The sequence below is a fragment of the Arthrobacter sp. NtRootA1 genome, from assembly GCF_019976975.1.
Classification (GTDB): domain Bacteria; phylum Actinomycetota; class Actinomycetes; order Actinomycetales; family Micrococcaceae; genus Arthrobacter; species Arthrobacter aromaticivorans.
The window spans coordinates 1,646,335-1,664,371 of record NZ_AP024630.1; the positions used below are offsets into that span (position 1 = coordinate 1,646,335).

Annotated in this window: 20 protein-coding genes; 17 read left to right on the forward strand and 3 right to left on the reverse strand. The window is 61.9% G+C overall.

The window, feature by feature from the left end; all coding sequences use genetic code 11:
* Positions 1–38: 38 nt before the first annotated feature.
* From glp to LDN90_RS07580, 6 genes are all read left to right on the forward strand, one after another.
* The gene (glp, locus tag LDN90_RS07555) at positions 39–1,271 is read left to right on the forward strand and encodes a gephyrin-like molybdotransferase Glp (RefSeq protein ID WP_223948550.1); all 1,233 of its coding nucleotides are present in this window, start codon (positions 39–41) and stop codon (positions 1,269–1,271) included.
* Positions 1,259–1,813: a cyclic pyranopterin monophosphate synthase MoaC gene (gene moaC / locus LDN90_RS07560; protein ID WP_223948551.1), complete on the forward strand. Its 555-nt coding sequence runs from the start codon at positions 1,259–1,261 to the stop codon at positions 1,811–1,813. The genes glp and moaC overlap by 13 nt, the downstream gene beginning before the upstream one ends.
* Positions 1,810–2,313: a MogA/MoaB family molybdenum cofactor biosynthesis protein gene (locus tag LDN90_RS07565; RefSeq protein WP_223948552.1), complete on the forward strand. Its 504-nt coding sequence runs from the start codon at positions 1,810–1,812 to the stop codon at positions 2,311–2,313. The genes moaC and LDN90_RS07565 overlap by 4 nt, the downstream gene beginning before the upstream one ends.
* Positions 2,303–2,758: a molybdenum cofactor biosynthesis protein MoaE gene (locus LDN90_RS07570; protein WP_223948553.1), complete on the forward strand. Its 456-nt coding sequence runs from the start codon at positions 2,303–2,305 to the stop codon at positions 2,756–2,758. Before LDN90_RS07565 ends, LDN90_RS07570 begins: the two co-directional genes overlap by 11 nt.
* A 75-nt stretch (positions 2,759–2,833) precedes the next feature.
* Entirely contained in the window at positions 2,834–3,592 is a 759-nt protein-coding gene (dapB, locus tag LDN90_RS07575) for a 4-hydroxy-tetrahydrodipicolinate reductase (RefSeq protein WP_223948554.1), read from the forward strand.
* A gap of 4 nt (positions 3,593–3,596) precedes the next feature.
* On the forward strand, positions 3,597–4,085 hold the full coding sequence (locus tag LDN90_RS07580; protein ID WP_216925269.1) for a hypothetical protein: 489 nt from the start codon (positions 3,597–3,599) through the stop codon (positions 4,083–4,085).
* On the opposite strand, the gene LDN90_RS07585 is transcribed toward LDN90_RS07580, so the two are convergent.
* On the reverse strand, positions 4,061–5,296 hold the full coding sequence (locus LDN90_RS07585; protein ID WP_223948555.1) for a heparan-alpha-glucosaminide N-acetyltransferase domain-containing protein: 1,236 nt from the start codon (positions 5,294–5,296) through the stop codon (positions 4,061–4,063). The genes LDN90_RS07580 and LDN90_RS07585 overlap by 25 nt on opposite strands.
* A 71-nt stretch (positions 5,297–5,367) precedes the next feature.
* Positions 5,368–5,916, reverse strand: a complete 549-nt coding sequence (locus LDN90_RS07590; protein WP_216925267.1) for a TOPRIM nucleotidyl transferase/hydrolase domain-containing protein — start codon at positions 5,914–5,916, stop codon at positions 5,368–5,370.
* 75 nt (positions 5,917–5,991) lie between these two features.
* On the opposite strand from LDN90_RS07590, the gene LDN90_RS07595 reads away from it, so the two are divergent.
* The 7 genes from LDN90_RS07595 (at position 5,992) to LDN90_RS07625 (ending at position 13,664) form a co-directional block, all read left to right on the forward strand.
* Positions 5,992–6,327: a hypothetical protein gene (locus tag LDN90_RS07595; RefSeq protein WP_223948556.1), complete on the forward strand. Its 336-nt coding sequence runs from the start codon at positions 5,992–5,994 to the stop codon at positions 6,325–6,327.
* 74 nt (positions 6,328–6,401) lie between these two features.
* The gene (gene dapA / locus LDN90_RS07600) at positions 6,402–7,313 is read left to right on the forward strand and encodes a 4-hydroxy-tetrahydrodipicolinate synthase (protein ID WP_216925265.1); all 912 of its coding nucleotides are present in this window, start codon (positions 6,402–6,404) and stop codon (positions 7,311–7,313) included.
* Between the two features lie 27 nt (positions 7,314–7,340).
* Positions 7,341–9,032: a ribonuclease J gene (locus LDN90_RS07605; protein ID WP_216925264.1), complete on the forward strand. Its 1,692-nt coding sequence runs from the start codon at positions 7,341–7,343 to the stop codon at positions 9,030–9,032.
* A 73-nt stretch (positions 9,033–9,105) separates the two neighbouring features.
* A complete protein-coding gene (locus tag LDN90_RS07610) occupies positions 9,106–11,970 on the forward strand; it encodes a DNA translocase FtsK (RefSeq protein ID WP_223948557.1) in 2,865 nt (954 codons plus the stop codon).
* Between the two features lie 9 nt (positions 11,971–11,979).
* Positions 11,980–12,582: a CDP-diacylglycerol--glycerol-3-phosphate 3-phosphatidyltransferase gene (gene pgsA, locus LDN90_RS07615; protein ID WP_223948558.1), complete on the forward strand. Its 603-nt coding sequence runs from the start codon at positions 11,980–11,982 to the stop codon at positions 12,580–12,582.
* Positions 12,579–13,091 carry a CinA family protein gene (locus tag LDN90_RS07620; protein WP_216925261.1) on the forward strand — a complete coding sequence of 171 codons (513 nt, stop codon included), beginning with the start codon at positions 12,579–12,581 and terminating at the stop codon, positions 13,089–13,091. The genes pgsA and LDN90_RS07620 overlap by 4 nt, the downstream gene beginning before the upstream one ends.
* Before the next feature lie 138 nt (positions 13,092–13,229).
* Complete coding sequence (locus LDN90_RS07625) at positions 13,230–13,664, forward strand: helix-turn-helix transcriptional regulator (protein WP_216925260.1); 435 nt, start codon at positions 13,230–13,232, stop codon at positions 13,662–13,664.
* Between the two features lie 121 nt (positions 13,665–13,785).
* Here LDN90_RS07625 and LDN90_RS07630 read toward each other — a convergent pair whose 3' ends face one another.
* Positions 13,786–14,334, reverse strand: coding sequence for a MarR family transcriptional regulator (locus tag LDN90_RS07630; protein WP_216925259.1), 549 nt, complete (start codon positions 14,332–14,334; stop codon positions 13,786–13,788).
* A gap of 68 nt (positions 14,335–14,402) precedes the next feature.
* Between LDN90_RS07630 and LDN90_RS07635 the strand changes: the two genes are divergently transcribed.
* From LDN90_RS07635 to miaB, 4 genes are all read left to right on the forward strand, one after another.
* Positions 14,403–14,600, forward strand: coding sequence for a DUF3046 domain-containing protein (locus tag LDN90_RS07635; RefSeq protein ID WP_254186457.1), 198 nt, complete (start codon positions 14,403–14,405; stop codon positions 14,598–14,600).
* A 267-nt stretch (positions 14,601–14,867) separates the two neighbouring features.
* Positions 14,868–15,908 carry a recombinase RecA gene (recA, locus tag LDN90_RS07640; protein ID WP_216925257.1) on the forward strand — a complete coding sequence of 347 codons (1,041 nt, stop codon included), beginning with the start codon at positions 14,868–14,870 and terminating at the stop codon, positions 15,906–15,908.
* Entirely contained in the window at positions 15,898–16,440 is a 543-nt protein-coding gene (locus tag LDN90_RS07645; protein ID WP_223948559.1) for a regulatory protein RecX, read from the forward strand. Before recA ends, LDN90_RS07645 begins: the two co-directional genes overlap by 11 nt.
* On the forward strand, positions 16,440–18,023 hold the full coding sequence (gene miaB, locus LDN90_RS07650; RefSeq protein ID WP_223948560.1) for a tRNA (N6-isopentenyl adenosine(37)-C2)-methylthiotransferase MiaB: 1,584 nt from the start codon (positions 16,440–16,442) through the stop codon (positions 18,021–18,023). The genes LDN90_RS07645 and miaB overlap by 1 nt, the downstream gene beginning before the upstream one ends.
* The last annotated feature ends 14 nt before the right edge of the window (positions 18,024–18,037 follow it).

Genomic DNA, 18,037 nt, shown 5'->3' on the forward strand with positions numbered 1-18,037 from the left:
CCGGATAATCTCCGGGCGCGAGCGTGACACACAGGAGGATGTCCTTGCCCAGATCCGTTGCTGCCCATCGCGACGCCGTGGTGGAACTACTGAGCGGTCCGGCCGCGAACACGGCGACTGAACAGTTGCCGTTGCTCGAGGCGCTGGGCAAGGTGCTGGCCGTGGACCTCCACGCGCCACTTTCCCTGCCGCCCTTCGCCAACTCTCAAATGGACGGCTTTGCCGTCAACTCTGCCGACATTCCCGACGACGGCGCGAAGCTGCGGGTAGCGGCACCTGTTCCGGCGGGGGCGGCTCCTGAGCCGTTGAAGCCAGGCTTTGCCGCGCCCATCATGACCGGTGCCATGATTCCGGAGGGTGCCGACGCCGTGGTTCCCATTGAGCGGGCACTTCCCAGCACGTTCCCGAACCCAGAGGCGGAGGACGTTGACGTTTTGCTGCCTGCGACGACTCCGGGCACCTATGTCCGACACATCGGCAGTGACATCGGCGAAGGAGACCTGGCCCTACCCGCGGGGACCTTCTTAGGACCAGCGCAGCTTGGCCTGTTGGCCGCGCTCGGGCTAACCTCCGCGGAAGTCCGCAAGCCCATGCGTGTTCTGCTGGTCACCACAGGCGATGAGGTTCTCGAACCGGGCCAGAGCTTGACTCCTGGCAAGATCTACGACTCCAACGGAACGCTCCTGGAAGCATCCATGCGTCAATCGGGGCTTGACGTGGTACGGACCGGTATCTCCGACGACGACCCCGCGCGGTTGCGCGCAGTCCTTAATCGTCATCTGGCAAGCGAAGACGGCCAGCACCGGGTAGACCTCATCGTAACCACCGGCGGCGTGAGCAAAGGCGCCTATGAGGTAGTGCGGCAAGCCATGGCGGGCCAGCACGTGGACTTCCTTCCGGTGGCCATGCAGCCCGGAGGCCCACAAGGAATCGGCCGATTTGAAGGGGTTCCGTTCCTCGGTTTTCCGGGAAATCCTGTGAGCTGCCTCGTTTCCTACGAAATGTTCCTGCGCCCTGCCCTTTCGCAGATCCACGGCGCCCCCGCACCGCGACCGGTACAGCGGGCGCGCTTGGTGGAACCGCTGCATTCACCCGAGGGCAAGCATCAAGTCCGCCGCGGAACGGTGCTGCCTGACGGCTCCGTCCGAATGGAGGGTGGCGCAGGAAGCCACCTGGTGCACGCCTTGGCGCGCTCGAACGCCTTGGTGCACATCCCCAGCGACGTCACGGAACTCGCGGAGGGAAGCGAAGTGGAAGTATGGATGCTGTGAATGAAACTCCCACGAACACGTCCGGCAACACCGGCGGCCTGACCCATCTACGTCAAGACGGTACTGCCCAGATGGTGGATGTCTCAGAGAAAGCAGTCACCACCCGTGAGGCCACAGCCACGGCCACGGTGCGCAGCACCAGGGAAGTACTGGCCCTTCTCGGCGCTGGCGAACTTCCCAAGGGCGACGCGCTCGCAGTGGCGCGCGTGGCAGGGATTATGGCCGCTAAGAAGACACCCGAACTGATCCCGCTGTGCCACCCGTTGCCGATTTCCAAAGTCACCGTCGATTTTGAGTTGGGAGCTGACTCGATCGATGTACTGGCTACCGTGAAGACGCGCGGTGTCACCGGCGTCGAAATGGAAGCCCTCACCGCTGCCTCCGTAGCCGCCCTGAGCGTCTACGACATGATCAAGGCCGTGGACAAGCATGCGGTCCTGACAGACATTCAGGTGCTGGCAAAAAGCGGTGGCAAAAGTGGCGATTGGAAGCACGGTGACTGGAACCGGGGCAGTTCGGCCCCGGAAGGAGCCCAAGCATGAGTGCGTGCGAACCAAACGCCCACGGGCCGCGGAAGGCCGGCGTCGTCATTGCCTCCACGCGTGCGGCGGCGGGAATCTACGCCGACGAAACCGGCCCCGTCATCCTGGACTGGCTCAAGGAGCATGGCTTCGATGCCTTCCCCACCATGGTGGTGCCCGACGGCGAGCCTGTCGGCGCGGCTTTGAGAGCGCTTCTGACCCAGCAGCCCGCTGTCGTCATCACCAGTGGCGGAACGGGCCTGAGCCCGGACGACCGGACGCCGGAAGTAACCTTGCCGCTGCTGGATCGTGAGATCCCGGGCATTATGGAAGGTATCCGGCGGGCGGGCGCTGCGAAGACGCCCATGGCAATGCTGAGTCGTGGGCACGCAGGAGCAGCAGGAAAGACATTCATCATTAACTTGCCCGGTTCCCCGAAGGGTGTCATGGACGGCTTGACTGTCCTGGATCCGGTAATCGGGCACCTTTGCGATCAATTGGAAGGAAGCCATGGGCACTGAAACAGACTTTGAAGTTGTTAGCGCGGTCCTGAGCGCCGAGCCTATCTCCGTGGACCAGGCAATTGCCGCGGTGGAGTCTGACACGGCCGGGGCAGTAGTCAGCTTCAGCGGCGTCGTGCGGAACCACGATTCCGGTAAGCCTGTGGACCGCCTGAGCTACAGCGCGCATCCCACGGCGCACAGGATCATGGCCGACGTAGTCGCGCAGTTGGTGGCCGAGCACTCCGGCGAAGCAGAGCAACCCGTCAGGATTTGGGCCGCACACAGGATCGGGATGCTGGAGATAGGTGATCCCGCGCTGGTGTGTGCCGTGGCGGCCGCCCATCGAGGCCAGGCGTTTGCCGTTTGTTCGGAACTTGTGGACCGGGTCAAATTACAGGTGCCCATTTGGAAGGAACAGTTCTTCAGCGACGGCACCGTGGAATGGGTCGGGGCCGGGGAGTAAGCGGGGACGGCTCGGGGGAGTAAGCGGGGAGTCACGGTTCCTGCCCCGGCCCGGCCCGGCGGTAGGGTTAAAGGCATGACCGAACAACTTGCTGTTGCAGTGCTGGGCGCCCATGGGCGCATGGGAATTGAAGCCGTGAAGGCTGTTGAAGCAGCCGACGATATGAAGCTGGTAGCGGCTCTCGGTCGCGGCGATTCCCTGCAGACACTGCTCGATGCAGGTGCAAAGTATGTTGTGGACCTGACTGTTCCGGACACCACCGAGGCAAATGTGCGTTTCGCGGTCGAACACGGCATTCATGCAGTGGTTGGGACCACGGGTTGGGATGGGCAGCGCCTTGGATCGTTACGGACGCTCTTGGAACAGAAACCGGAAACAGGCGTCCTGATCGCCCCGAATTTTGCTTTGGGTTCAGTACTGGCTTCGGCGTTTGCGGCGAAAGCTTCGCAGTACTTCGAGTCCGTGGAGATCATTGAACTGCATCACCCCAATAAGGTAGACGCTCCTTCAGGTACGGCCGTGCGTACTGCACAGCTGATTGCCCAGGCGAGGCAAGAAGCGGGTGTCCCGGCAAGTCCTGACGCCACGGAAACGTCCTTGGACGGTGCCCGGGGATGCGACGTGGAGGGTGTCCGTGTCCACAGCGTGCGGCTCCGCGGGCTGGTGGCCCACCAAGAGGTGCTCTTCGGGGGGCCTGGCGAACAGCTGACGCTGCGCCATGACTCCTTCGACCGTGCCTCGTTCATGCCCGGTGTCCTGCTCGGGCTGCGCAAAGTTGCGGACCACCCGGGCCTGACCGTGGGCCTGGATGGCTACTTGGACCTGGGGCTTTAAGATCATGGGAACTCTCTGGGAGTCTGTGAAGAAAAACCGCACCAAAATCTGGGTTGGTGCCATCACCTTGCTGTTGGTGCTGTACCTGGTGGTGTCCCTCCAGCGTTCCATCCTGTTGCTTGGTGATCCCAATCTGGTGGCAAAGGGCATCGGCGCTGCCTACCTCGTATTGCCTATGATTGGCGCTTGGGCGCTCATTCGGGAGCTGTTGTTCGGGGCGCGGACCGAACAGATGGCCAAGGTCTTGGAGGCCGAGGGTGGCCTGCCTGTGGACACCCTGCCGCGCACGCCCGGTGGCCGGATTGTGCGTGCTGCCGCTGACGCGGAGTTCGAAAAGTACCGTGCGGAGGCGGAGTCAGCACCCGGGGATTGGCGTTCCTGGTTCCGGCTGAGCTGCGCCTACGACGCTTCCGGTGATCGCAAACGTGCCCGCGCTTCAATGCGCGACGCCGTAAAGTTGTTCCGCTCTCAGCCCACTGCGGCCGGGCGGTAACTGCCCAGGCGCGACGCCTGGTGGGCCAGCCACTCCAGTGGTCCGCGGCGTCGGAAGAGGGCAAAGCACACGCCGATGCCTACCGCGGCCAGCGCCTGCGTCCAATACATTCCTTCGGCAGTCCACCCCGCTGGCAGTGGCTTGTTGTGGAAACCTGAGACCACCCACACATGGAGTGAATACAGCGTAAGGGTCATGGCGCCCGGACCGCTGAGGAGTATGAGGAAGTTGACCTTGATGCGTTCGGCAAGGGTGCCAAGCATCAGGAAGAGCCCGACGACGGCGGCAGCTACCCCACCGGTATGAAGCAGGTCCAGGGTGGTGCCTGCATGTGGTGCCGCGCTTGCCAGCCACCACCACGAATCCACCTGCTGCAAGCCGGTCAGGTTCACTTGGAGCATGCTCTCCAGCGGGTGTCCTCGCGTTCCGGGCAGTGCTTCCAGTGCGGCGCGGCCGCCCCATACCTCCATCGCCAGGGTTCCTACGATTTTGGCCAAGGCGGCCACGGCGATTCCGCAGGTGAACAGCAGCAACTGGACGTTCGCCGTCGTGAGCGCCAAACGGCCGATCGCCAGTCCGATCAGCAAATAGGCGATCCACTGGAACACGGGGTAGTAGCCCGTGAAGAACAAGTCGGCGACCAAGCGTGCCGGCGTCTCAAGGTCCTCGCTGTTTGGGTTGTGCCCCAACTGCAAGGGAGGGTTTGCGTCGAGCAGCCAGGGCCGAACGAGGTAGGCGATCACCGGTGACACCAGTACCCAGCCGAGCGCCCACAACAAGAGGGCTTTCAGCCGCAATCCCAGAAACGGCAGGATGCACAGGAACAGGACGGCATAGTGCACCAGGATCACTGCGATATTGACGTCCAGGCCCCCAAGTGTCAGCCCGACGACGGCAATCACCAACGCGCGCATCGCGACACCGCTTCTCGCCGCCCAGAGGTCCAGGCCTTGGCGCGGCTCCTGCTTTCCGGTGGTGAGTGCCAACCCGATCCCGGCGAGGACTGCGAACAGCGCAGCGGACCTGCCCGAGAAAACCAGTCCCACCCAAGTGGGTTCCCACTGGGGGGAGGGACCGAAAGTCGGCATCAGATGGGTGGCCATCATTCCGAGCAAGGCCAGGCCGCGGGCGGCATCTATGCCCGTAAGGCGGGTGGAGACTTTGCGTCCCCTGGGCACCTTCCGGGCTGGCGCCGTCTCTTGCGAAGTCATGCTGCGATCGTCTCATAAGGGACTGTGGCCGTGCTGTGAAGAGGGCCGGAAGCATTTTCCCGGCAGCTGGCTCATTGCGGAAGTGATCCCACGAGGCGGGCGAGTGGTGGGGGTGCCTGTCCTGCCGGCAGTGCGTCGACCAGCAGGGACGCATATCGGATTTTGTTGCCGCTGCGTCCCCCGAAGAACCTGCGCAGCTGCGCCGATGCCGGTCTGCCGCGCTGTGAGGGCTGGCGTTGGAGCAGACGGAATGAGGCGAGCTCTCCTTGGGCCGCAATGACGTTGAGCACGGCATCAACCCCAAGGCAGCGAATGAGTTCGTCCTCCAGATCCGCGTGGCAAACTTCGAAGCCGTTCTCGGACAAGGAGCCGGAATTTAGGCCTGCGCGGCTGAGCGCGCGGGCGATGCCTTGCGCTTCGCCTGCATCGCATAGTCCGAGTATGCGGTGGTCAGTGCCACTCGGGCCGTAGCGGTCAAGGAAACGGACGATGTTGGTCGCGCCTCCCATCGGCACCACAGACACGCCCTCAGCCATCAGGTCATGGCCAAGGCGAACGGCCAGTGTCTCCACCGCGAGCCGGTCACTTTCGCCCTCGACCAGCACAGTCGTCTCCCGCATGGAACCAGTATGTAGGACGTGTGAGGCTGGCTCACCGGCCTTGTCTTCGAATATATGTTCGAATAACATGGCTTCATGAATGATGCTCCAAAGCCTCCGGAAGGCCTCCACGGACCCATGAGGGCGATGAGTCCAGGCGTTGTCGACTTCCTTTTCAGGCAACTCGTGGCAGGCGAACCGCCGGAAGATGTCCAGTGGCGCCGGGAGGGAACGGTCCTGGCCGAGCAGGCGCCAGGTGCTGAGCTTGCACGTCGCCTGGCTGAAACAGACCTTGAGGCCCTCACCCCGAGGGAACTCTTCGACTACGTCCGCGCTTCGCAGCGTTTGATTGCCTGGGCGGAACAGTTGAAGGAAAAAGCGGTGGCGCAATATTGCTCGGAGGGCACGGCGAGGACGCCCAAGCCCGCATAGTCAGCAGCGCCGATGACGACCATCACGCGGAACCTATTCCCGGAACATGGCCGTGACAGGGTAACGTTTTTCTTATGTCTGACTCCCGCGCGCAAATTCCCGCACTTGGTACCCTGCTGACCGCCATGGTCACCCCGTTCACCGAGGATGGCAAGGTCGACTACGACCAAGCTGCGGCATTGGCGGAGAAGCTGGTCCAGGACGGTTGCGACGGACTCGTGGTCACCGGTACCACTGGAGAGACCTCAACCCTTACTGACGAAGAAAACCTCGGCATGTTCCGTGCGGTCAAGGAAGCCGTGGGGGGCAAAGCTGCCATTATTGCCGGAACCGGCACCAACGACACCGCGCACTCGGTGCACCTGTCCCAGCGCGCGGCCCAGATTGGCATCGACGGCCTTCTGATCGTCACTCCTTACTACAACAAGCCCAGCCAGGCCGGTGTTCGGGCACACTTTGAGACGATTGCGTCCTCTACGGACCTGCCGGTCATGCTCTATGACATCCCGGGCCGCTCGTCCATTGCCATCGCGCCGGAGACCATGATCGGGCTTGCGAAGCACCCAAACATCGTGGCCGTCAAGGACGCCAAGGCGGACTTCGCCGCAGCCACCCGCGTCATGGCCGAGACTGATTTGGTCTTTTACTCCGGCGACGACGGCCTCACCCTTCAGTGGATGGCCATGGGGGCAGTAGGCCTCGTGGGCGTTACCACGCACGTGGCCACCCGGAGATTCCGCGAACTCATTGACGCTGTCAATGCCAATGACCTTGCCAAGGCGCGGGCCATCAACTTTGAACTGGAACCCGTGGTGCGTGCAACCATGACGCGGGTCCAAGGCGCTGTAGCCGCCAAGCAGATTCTCAAGTGGCAGGGAGTCCTGCCCAACTCGGTTGTCCGTTTGCCCCTCGTGGAGCCGGACGAGGCCGAGATCCAAACCATCCGCGGGGATTTGGCGGAAGCCGGAATGGACTTCAACGTCTAGGCCGGTTCCGCCGGAAAGAAGCACAATATGACCCAAACAGCCCTTCCTGGACTGGTTACTCCGCCGAAACTGCCGCAAGGCACACTGCGGATCGTTCCGCTAGGTGGACTGGGGGAGATAGGCCGCAACATGGCGGTCTTCGAAATCGACGGCAAGTTGCTGATCGTTGACTGCGGCGTACTTTTTCCCGAGGAAACTCAGCCCGGCGTTGATTTGATCCTTCCCGACTTCTCTTACATCGAGGACCGGCTGCAGGATGTTGTTGGTGTGGTGCTCACGCATGGCCACGAAGACCACATCGGTGCTGTTCCCTATCTGCTGCGCCTCAAGGCCGACATCCCGCTGATCGGATCCCAGTTGACGCTGGCCCTGGTAGAGGCGAAGCTGCAGGAGCATCGGATCAAGCCGTACACGCTGACCGTTACCGAGGGCCAGGTGGAGCAGTTCGGCCCGTTCGAATGTGAATTCATCGCAGTGAACCACTCGATCCCGGACGCCTTGGCCGTCTTCATCCGCACCGAGGGCGGCACCGTCCTGCACACGGGCGACTTCAAGATGGACCAACTGCCCTTGGACGGCCGCATCACGGACCTCCGTCACTTCGCCCGCCTCGGCGAAGAAGGAGTGGACCTCTTCATGGCAGACTCCACGAATGCCGACGTTCCCGGGTTCACCACCGCCGAGAAGGAAATCGGCCCCACCCTTGACCGGTTGTTCGGGCAGGCGAAGAAGCGCATCATCGTGGCTTCCTTCTCTTCCCACGTTCACCGTGTCCAGCAGGTTCTGGACGCCGCAGCCAAGCACGGCCGCAACGTTGCGTTCGTCGGCCGGTCCATGGTTCGGAACATGGCCATCGCGGCCAAGCTGGGGTACCTTGATGTGCCCAACGGGATCCTGGTGGACATCAAGAACATTGACAACCTCCCGGATAACCGCGTGGTCCTCATGTCCACCGGCTCCCAGGGTGAGCCCATGGCGGCACTCTCACGCATGGCCAACGGGGACCACCGCGTGGTTGTTGGCCAGGGCGACACCGTGATCCTGGCCTCCAGCCTTATTCCAGGCAACGAGAATGCCGTGTTCCGCATCATCAACGGATTGTTGAAGCTCGGTGCCGATGTCATCCACAAGGGGACGGCCAAGGTTCACGTGTCCGGCCACGCAGCCGCCGGCGAATTGCTGTACTGCTACAACATCCTTGAGCCCCTCAATGCGATGCCTGTTCACGGTGAGACCCGTCACCTGATTGCCAACGGAAACATTGCCGAAGAATCCGGAGTGCCCTCCGAAGGCATCATCCTCAGCGACAACGGCACTGTCATCGACCTGAAGGACCACAAGGCCAACATCGTTGGCCAGGTAGAAGTCGGCTTCGTTTATGTGGACGGTTCCAGTGTGGGTGAAATCACCGATGCGGATTTGAAGGACCGCCGTATCCTGGGCGACGAAGGCTTCATCTCCATCATCACCGTCATCAACCGGACCACCGGCAAGATCGTCTCCGGACCGGAAATCCATGCACGCGGTGTGGCGGAGGACGACGCCGTCTTCGACGAAATCATCCCCAAGATCAACGCCGCGTTGGAAGAAGCTGTGCTCAACCACGCAGACCACACGAACCACCAGCTGCAGCAGGTTGTGCGCAGGATCATCGGAACGTGGGTGAACCGGAAGCTTCGCCGCCGTCCCATGATCATTCCGGTGGTCCTGGAAGCGTAGTCCACCGGCAACATGCACCCCAGGGGGCCTGAAATCCGCGGATTTCGGGCCCCCTTGGGGTAGCGTGGCAATCATGGCGACCCGTACTTCCTCCACGCCACGAGGCAGCTCCAGTAGTAAATCCGGCGGCACAGGCCGGGGCGCAGCTGCATCCAAAAGCAGTGCAGCCACGCCCAGGAACGGTCGGGGCAGCAGCGCTCGCTCCAAGCAGCCGGCCGCCGTCGAGCCCCATGCACCGCTGCCATTGCGCATGCTCGCAGGCGCCTGGCAGGGTATTGGCCACGTCGTGGGTGCGGGAGTCCGCCGGATCGGATACGACGTCAGCGATCTCGATCCCGCCGATCGCCGCGACGGCGCAGCCCTGTTCAACCTTGTGTTGGGAATCGGCATTGCAACATTCGCTTGGTGGGGTCTGACAGGATGGCTGCCTGACGCCGTCTACAGTGTGGTCAATGGCACTTTCGGCTGGATGTCGCTTGTTTTGCCTTTCATGCTTTTCATCTGCGCTTTCCGCCTCTTCCGCAAACCGCAGGATGGCCGCGGCAACAACCGTGTTGGCATCGGCTTCATGATCATGACTTTTGCCGGTTCCGGCTTGGCCCACATTATTGGCGGCCAGCCCACCGTGGCTGACGGCTTCGATGGACTGCGCAGGGCGGGCGGAATGCTGGGCTTCCTTGCGGCGTCCCCACTGGCTGCAATTCATGCCATTGTCCCGGTGATTGTCTACAGCCTGCTGGCCTTCGTGTCGGTCCTGATCGTTACAGCCACGCCGTTCGGAGCGATCCCCTCCAGGATCCGCTCCGCCTACGAGCACCTCATGGGCGTGGACCTCATGGACACCGAGTCCGGCAAGGATGCCCATGATCGCAGCTACCTCTATGAAGACGGGGCTGTTGCAGAGCCCAAGAAGAAGAAGCGGATGCGTCTCTTCGGCAAGGATGAGGAGACCGACGCCGGTTTGGAAGGCTACGTCGGTGACGAGGCCTTTGAGCACGCAATAGTCGACGACGACGAAACTCCCCAACCGTCTGCACCCCGCGTTCCGCCGGGCGTACGCCGCCCCACCCAGGCCGAGATAGCGGTGGGAAAGATCAAGGCTGCCCAAGGCTTGGGCGCTGCTCCCGGCATCGACAACCCCACCGAGGCCATTCCGGTCCTCACCCCTGAGATGACCTCACCCACAGCGGCCCAGGTGCCGGCCAGACCGGCAACGCCACCTCCGCCGCCCACGCCAATTCCGCAGCGCACAGAGCAACTGTCCCTGGCAGGGGACGTCACGTATACCCTGCCAGCCTCTGACTTCCTCACGCCGGGTTCCATTCCCAAGGAGCGCACCGAGGCCAATGACGCCGTCGTGGCCGCCCTGACGGACACGCTGACGCAGTTCAACGTCGATGCCGCCGTAACCGGCTTCAGTCGCGGCCCCACGGTGACACGCTATGAAATCGAACTGTCTCCCGGCACCAAGGTGGAGCGCGTAACGGCGCTGTCCAAGAACATCTCCTACGCGGTGGCATCCAGCGACGTCCGCATTCTGAGCCCCATTCCCGGCAAGTCCGCAATCGGTATCGAGATTCCCAACACAGACCGCGAAACGGTCTCCCTGGGTGATGTGCTGCGGAGCCAGAACGCACGCCGCACGGACCACCCCATGGTCATGGGTGTCGGCAAGGACGTTGAGGGTGGTTATGTCGTCGCCAACCTGGCCAAGATGCCCCACCTCCTGGTGGCCGGTGCTACAGGCGCTGGTAAATCAAGCTTCGTGAACTCGATGATCACCTCGATCCTGATGCGCGCTACGCCTGACGAAGTCCGCATGGTCATGGTGGACCCAAAGCGCGTGGAACTGACTGCGTATGAAGGCGTTCCACACCTGATCACGCCGATCATCACCAATCCCAAGAAGGCCGCAGAAGCCCTGCAATGGGTGGTTCGCGAGATGGACGCCCGCTATGACGATCTCGCCAACTACGGTTACAAGCACATCGATGACTTCAACAAGGCGGTCAGGGCAGGAAAGGTCACTCCGCCGGTTGACTCCAAGCGTGTCATCAAGCCCTACCCGTACTTGCTGGTCATCGTGGACGAGCTCGCGGACCTCATGATGGTGGCTCCACGCGACGTCGAAGATTCGATCGTCCGCATTACCCAGCTGGCACGTGCCGCGGGCATTCACTTGGTATTGGCTACGCAGCGACCTTCCGTGGACGTCGTCACGGGCTTGATCAAAGCCAACGTGCCCTCCCGCATGGCGTTCGCCACCTCGTCCGTTACGGACTCCCGCGTGGTGCTGGACCAGCCGGGCGCGGAAAAGCTTATTGGCCAGGGTGATGCGCTCTTCTTGCCGATGGGCGCTTCCAAGGCCATGCGTGTGCAGGGTGCCTGGGTGACGGAATCAGAAATCCACAAAGTTGTGGAACACGTCAAGGGCCAGTTGCAGGCCGTGTACCGGGACGACGTCGCTGCCGAGGCCCCCAAGAAACAGATCGACGACGACATCGGAGACGACCTCGAGGTGCTTCTTCAGGCGACCGAATTGGTGGTCACCACCCAGTTCGGTTCCACCTCGATGTTGCAGCGCAAGCTTCGTGTCGGCTTTGCCAAGGCCGGCCGCCTTATGGACCTCCTGGAGTCCCGCGGCGTCGTGGGTCCCTCCGAAGGGTCCAAGGCCCGGGACGTCCTGGTCAAGCCTGATGACCTCGCTGCCGTGCTTGCCGCCATGAAGGGACAGGAATCCCCGGCTGCGCCTGACGCCCACACTGCGGCCCTGAGCGATAACGCGAACTCCAACATCGCCGTCGGCGGTTATGCCGAGGACCTGGTGGCAGCGGACCTGGACAACCGGACCCAAGCTGTTGAATATTTCGACGGCGCGGACGTCTCCGATGACGAGGACGAGGGCGGCGAGGACGCCTGGTCGCTCACCGGACGGTAGCCTAGAGGGGTGACTACAGCCGAAGGTGACAACGCCTCTTCCAGCAGCTCCGACGTCTGGAACCTTCCCAATATCCTCACGATGCTCCGCATCGTCCTGGTTCCGTTTTTCGTCTGGTTCCTCGTGGCGGATGACAACCATCAAGGTATCTGGCGGTGGGCGGCTGTTGTGGCCTTTGCCGTGGCGATCTACACCGACAAGCTCGACGGCGATATCGCCCGCGCGCGTGGCCTCATCACCAATTTCGGCAAGATTGCGGACCCCATTGCGGACAAATTGCTCATCGGTTCAGCGCTGGTGCTCTTGTCCATCCTCGGGGAACTGCCCTGGTGGGTGACTATCCTCATCCTGGTCCGCGAGTGGGGCATCACGGCACTGAGGTTCTTTGTGATCCGCTATGGCGTCATGCCGGCCTCACGCGGCGGAAAACTGAAAACAGTCATCCAGACAGTGGCCATCTTCCTGTATATCCTGCCGCTCGAGGCGATCGCACCGTGGCTGGTTGTTGTGGCCTTCTGGGTCATGATGGCCGCCCTTGCCATCACGCTATGGACTGGAGCGGAATACGTCGTCCAGGCGCTCCGGCTTCGTGCCGCGGGACGCCGCGCATGAGTCACCCCGGAGACGCTGCCAAAGCGGCAGAGCTAGCGACGGCGGCAGTGGTCTTGGCTCTGGGAAAGAGCCTGACGGTGGCCACGGCGGAGTCGCTGACCGCGGGAATGGTGGCGGCCAGCCTGGCCAACACGCCCGGTGCGTCCGGAATGTTGCAGGGCGGCGTGGTTGCTTATCAGAACTCCGTGAAGGCCTCCGTCCTCGGCGTTTCAACGGAGCTGATTGCTGCTGTTGGTTCGGTTGATGGGGCCGTAGCTGCGGCGATGGCCGAGGGCGCCAGGCGCGCCTGTACGGCCGACGTCGGAATATCCACTACAGGGGTGGCTGGTCCGGAGCCCCATGACGGTAAAACCGTGGGAACCGTATTCGTCGGCGTCGCTACGAGTACTGGCACGGGTTCGTTTGAATTCAGCTTTTCTGGGGACAGGCAAAGTATCAGGCAACAAGCCTGTGAAGCTGCGCTGGCGCGCCTGATTGATGCACTGGAAGGGGTTGGTTACCGTTCGTAAAGTAGTCGGGAACAAAAACTCATTGCCAATAGTTGTGTCATTGTGTCGCTTCGGAACAGCCGGGGCGCCTAGGATGTAGAAAACCACACCGGTCCGCCAGCCAGCGAACCGGATGAACGAGGGAGCAAGGCGATACAGATGGTAAAGCAGCCCGTATCCGTAAACGGCGTTGTCCGCTGGAAGGATGTGGGCTTGGCTAAGCAGGCACAGAGCGAACAGAAGGAGCGCAAAATGGTTGTACTACGCCACGAGATCGGTGATGTACTGCGCGATGTCCGCCAGCGTCAGGGCCGCACCCTCCGCGAGGTCTCGCACAGCGCCCGTGTTTCACTCGGATACCTGAGTGAGGTTGAACGCGGCCAAAAGGAGGCTTCTTCCGAGCTCCTGTCCTCTATCTGCACCGCCCTGGACGTTCCGTTGTCCAGCATGCTCCGCGAAGTCAGCGACCGCGTGGCCGTTGCGGAGGGCGTAGCTGTTCCGGATACCGTTCCGCAGGAATTCTCCCAGCGCTACGGTCGCGATCTTGACCTTACCGACGACTTCCCGCAGGGCATGCTCTCCGGAGCCCGGTAGAGGTCACACCCAGACCAGGAATTATTAAGAAAAGGTCCCCAGCCTACGGCTGGGGGCCTTTCGCGTCTGGTGACCATTCGTTTGTCCTGCCCTGTGGTCCAAAGCGGGGCTGGGACGCGGGTCAGTCCTCTGCGGGATTGGCAGTCTCCCCGGACTCGGTCTCCTTCAGGGTGGCGTCCTTGATGACGCTGTCACCGTAGACGGCGTTGAGTCGGCCCATGTAGTCGGCCAAGGTTTGGACATCCTCCAGCGGCCACTCACCGAGTCGCTCACGGAATACCTGCCGGCGGGCGTCCTGGACCTGGTGCATCTTCTCTTCGCCTTTTTCCGTTAGGCGGATGGACTGAGCCCGTCCGTCCTGCGGATCGGCCTCCTTGTAGACCAGGCCGATACTTTCCAGAAATGCGATCTGGCGGCTGACTGAGGGTTTGCCTACGCCGATGCACGAGGCAAGGTCCGTCAGGCGGATGGGGCCTTCGCGGCGAATGATGGTCAGCAGTCCGTACGCGGCAGGCTCCATGTCCGGGTGGACCTGGCGGGACAACTGATGCGAGATGGAACGGGCACGGCGCCAGAGCAGGCTCAGCTGGTGTTCCACCTGCTGAAGGGCGTCGTCTATGGTGTCACCTGGCACGGCCTCGGGGGGCATGCTCTGGAGAGGATTGCTCATGGCAACCATTCTAGAGTCCGGCGTCGTGAGAGACTCTATCCGTGAGGGCAAGTGACTTCTGGCGATTGATGGACGATGAATTTGGGGCAGGCTATTCCCGCGTCCTGGCCGATTCCTTGGTGCTGGCCGGCGTGGGAGGGCGTACCGCCGTAGAGGCGCTTGCCGCCGGCTACCAGCCACGGGAAGTGTGGTTGGCCATTTGCGAAGTCCAGGATGTCCCCATGGAGCGCAGGCTCGGCAGGGACATCAAGCCTGCGGCCAACTGAAGTCCGGCCATGTGTGCCAAGGGACTTCCAGCTCTGTGGTGGTGACACGCCCGCTGTATTGTTCGAATATCTGTTCGGATGGGGATATGCTCCTGTGAGAGGAAAATTGTTCCTGAAGGACGCATTCCACAAGCAATCCGAGGGTTGGTTATCCACATAGCCCACGTCGGCTTCAAAAAATGTCAGGGAGCCGTAATAGCGTCTGACATGACAGGAAAGCGGCCATTCAGGCCACTCCACAGCGAGAAAGCATCAGAGGTGTGAACCATGGCGGCAACCCCGGATCGTGAGAAGGCGCTCGAAGCAGCGCTTGCCCAGATCGACAAGCAGTTCGGCAAAGGCTCCATCATGCGCTTGGGTGATGACACCCGCGCCCCGATCGAAGTCATTCCTACTGGATCCATTGCATTGGATGTCGCCCTTGGCATTGGCGGCCTGCCCCGTGGCCGCGTCGTAGAGATCTACGGCCCGGAATCTTCTGGTAAGACCACAGTTGCGCTCCACGCTGTAGCCAATGCGCAACGTAACGGTGGCATCGCGGCCTTCATCGACGCCGAGCACGCCCTTGACCCCGACTACGCCGCCAAGCTTGGGGTGGACACAGACGCTTTGCTCGTGTCGCAGCCTGACACTGGTGAGCAGGCCCTGGAAATCATGGACATGCTGGTGGGCTCCGGCTCACTGGACATTATCGTCATCGACTCCGTGGCTGCCTTGGTCCCGCGTGCTGAAATCGAGGGCGAGATGGGCGACTCCCACGTCGGCCTTCAGGCGAGGCTCATGAGCCAGGCCCTGCGAAAGATCACCGGTCGCCTAAGCCAGACCAAGACCACCGCCATCTTCATCAACCAGTTGCGTGAGAAGATCGGCGTCTTCTTTGGATCGCCGGAAACCACCACCGGTGGTAAGGCTCTGAAGTTCTACGCCTCGGTGCGCATCGATGTCCGTCGCATTCAGACGCTGAAGGAAGGTGCCGACTCCGTCGGTAACCGGACCAAGGCCAAGATCGTCAAGAACAAGATGGCCCCGCCCTTCAAGATTGCTGAATTCGACATCATCTACGGCCAGGGCATCTCCCGCGAGGGAGGCATCATTGACATGGGCGTCGAGCACGGCATCATCAAGAAATCCGGTTCGTGGTTCACGTACGACGGCGATCAGTTGGGCCAAGGCATGGAGAATTCACGGCGCTTCCTGCGTGATAATCCGGAGCTGGCACAGGAACTTGAGCGCCTTATCAAGGAAAAGCTTGGCGTGGGTGTCAAGCCGGAGGAAGATTCCCCGAAGCTGAAGGCCGTTGACGGCTAGAACCGGGCCGGACCCGGAGTCCTCCGTCTCCGGCGATCCTGAGCCTGATCCCGAATCCGTGGCCCGCGCCATCGTCCTGAGGCAATTGACGATGGCGCCACGGAGTCGGCTGCAGCTGTTCCGCAAGCTGGCCGAGCGGAATGTCCCTCTGGATGTTGCTGAGGCTGTGCTGGACCGCTTCGAGGAAGTCCAGCTCATTGACGACGCTGAGTTTGCCAGAATGTGGGTGCGTAGCCGCTCCCAAAGCCGAAAGCTGGCAAAAAGTGCCATTCGCCGTGAGCTAACGGAGAAAGGTATCGAGCTCGATGATGCCGAGGAAGCACTCTCGCAGCTCAGCGATGAAGATGAGGAAATCGCCGCCCGTGAGCTTGTTGAGCGCAAACTGAGGCCGGGCGTGGATCTCTCCGATCGTGCAGAACGTGACAAGTGCACCCGCAGGCTGGCATCCATGCTTGCCCGGAAGGGATATGCCCCTTCCATGGCCTTCCGGATCGTCGGCGAGGTACTTGCCCAAGCCGGTACCCTTGAGTAGTGAGTTTGACCATTCCTTCCCCCTCAGCAGAAACCACGCCTTCGGCATCAGTATTGGCAACAAATGCTGATGCCCACGTGACGGATGCCCGTTCCCCGTTTGAACCGAGGACGTATCAGGTCCGGACTTTCGGCTGCCAGATGAACGTCCACGATTCCGAACGTATGGCGGGCCTCCTTGAGGACGCTGGTTACGTGCCGGCGGAGGGTGAGGTCGCTGACATCGTGGTGTTCAACACGTGCGCCGTTCGGGAAAACGCCGACAACAAGCTCTATGGAAACCTTGGCCAGCTTCGGCAGGTCAAGGCAGCCAACCCTGGCATGCAGATCGCCGTTGGTGGCTGCCTCGCCCAGAAGGACCGGGAAACCATCGTCAAGAAGGCTCCTTGGGTTGACGCTGTGTTTGGCACCCACAACGTGGGAGCACTTCCGGCACTGCTGAAGCGGGCGCGGCACAACAACGAGGCCCAACTCGAAATCCTGGAATCGCTGGACGTCTTCCCCTCCACCCTTCCCACCAAGCGCGATTCCGTGTATTCCGGCTGGGTCTCGATTTCAGTAGGTTGCAACAACACCTGCACGTTCTGCATCGTGCCGTCGCTCCGTGGCAAGGAGAAGGACCGGCGTCCCGGAGAAATCCTGGCGGAAATTCAGGCCTTGGTGGACGACGGCGCCGTGGAAGTCACGTTGCTGGGCCAGAACGTGAATTCCTACGGGGTTGAATTCGGTGACCGCTTGGCCTTCTCAAAGCTTCTCCGTGCCTGTGGGGACATCGAAGGCCTTGAGCGCGTACGCTTCACCAGCCCGCACCCTGCCGCGTTTACGGACGACGTCATCGATGCGATGGCCGAGACACCCAACGTGATGCCCCAGTTGCACATGCCCCTTCAATCGGGCTCGGACAAGGTCCTGAAGGATATGCGGCGCTCGTACCGCTCCAGCAAGTTTCTTGGCATCCTGGACAAAGTGCGTGAGCGGATCCCCAATGCGGCCATCACTACGGACATCATTGTTGGCTTCCCCGGAGAAACCGAAGAGGATTTCCAAGCGACGCTTGACGTCGTGGAGAAATCACGGTTCGCCTCAGCCTTCACCTTCCAGTACTCCAAACGGCCTGGTACGCCTGCTGCCGAGCTTCCGGAGCAACTTCCCAAAGCAGTGGTCCAGGAACGTTTTGAACGGCTGACGGCCCTGCAGGACCGTATTGCCGCGGAGGAGAACGCCAAGCAACTGGGTCGCCGTGTGGAAATTCTGGTGACGGCGCAGTCCGGCCGCAAAGCAGAGGAAACGCACCGGTTGTCTGGCCGGTCCAAGGATCAGCGACTCGTTCATTTCTCAGTACCTGATGGTGCGGAAACCCCACGCCCCGGCGACTTTGTCACCGTGACCATCACCGAAGCCGCGGCATTCCACCTGGTCGCCGATCCTGCCGGTCTGGACGATTACATGCTGCGCCGGTCAAGGGCAGGAGACGCCTGGGATCGTTCGCAGGCAGACTCCTGCGGTGTTCCGAGCGCGGGCTCGGCCCCGGGCAAGAAAGGTGTGTCTTTGGGCATGCCGTCGCTGCCTGTTCGCGGCGCCTGACGCCCATTCTTCGA